This is a genomic window from Arthrobacter sp. JCM 19049 (genome assembly GCF_001310435.1).
Genome location: NZ_BAXF01000806.1, coordinates 1 through 744, shown reverse-complemented (window position 1 = coordinate 744; position 744 = coordinate 1). Strand labels below are relative to the sequence as shown.

At 69.1% G+C, this 744-nt stretch carries 1 protein-coding gene and 1 pseudogene; both read right to left on the bottom strand.

Annotation, left to right across the window (positions count from 1 at the left end):
• The coding region (locus JCM19049_RS16410; protein WP_279403454.1) for an ROK family protein at window positions 1-406 on the bottom strand (406 nt) is incomplete at its 3' end.
• Window positions 407-744, bottom strand: a pseudogene (locus JCM19049_RS16405) (glutathione ABC transporter ATP-binding protein); the annotation flags it as partial.

The window sequence follows — 744 nt, the reverse complement described above, 5'->3', positions numbered from 1 at the left end:
CCAGCGTGATGCCGAAGAAGTTGGGGTGCCCGTACCCGGCCCCGTAGAACTGTTCGGCCAGCACGAATGCGGCCACGTCGTTGCCGATGCTCACCGGCATGGACAGCGCCCGCTGCAGGTTGGCCCCCAGATGGTAGCCCTGCCAGCCGCTAAACGAGTCGCTGGCCACCCTGACCACGCCGTGCGCGTCAATCACCCCGGCGGCACCGACCCCGGCACTGATCGGGGTGGCCCCGGACTGGGCGATTGCCTCGACACTGACCCGGCGCACGGCCTGCACCATGGCGTCCCCGCCCTCGGAGGCCGGGGAGGGGGTGGCACACTTGGCCAGCACCTGGCCGGCCGGATCCAGCATCACCGCCGAGATCCCGGTGCCGCCGATGTCTATTCCTAGTCGTGCCTTCAACTATTTCCCTTCACTTCCAAGTGCGAGCAGTTCCCGGCGGGCCTGGCGGCGCAGCGCCTGGGCTTCTGGATCCGGGGAGGGGACCGAGGCCAGCAGCTGCCGGGTGTAGTCCTGCTGCGGGTCGGTGAGCACCCGGGCCGCCGGACCGGACTCCAGGACCTGGCCCTGGCGCATCACGCTGACCGAGTCGCACACCGAATGCACCACCGCCAGGTCGTGGCTGATGAACAGGCAGCCGAATCCGTGCTCCTGCTGCAGCTCCAGCAGCAGGGTGAGCACCTCGTCCTGCACCGAGACATCCAGGGCGCTGGTCGGCTCGTCGGCGATCAGCAGCTTCG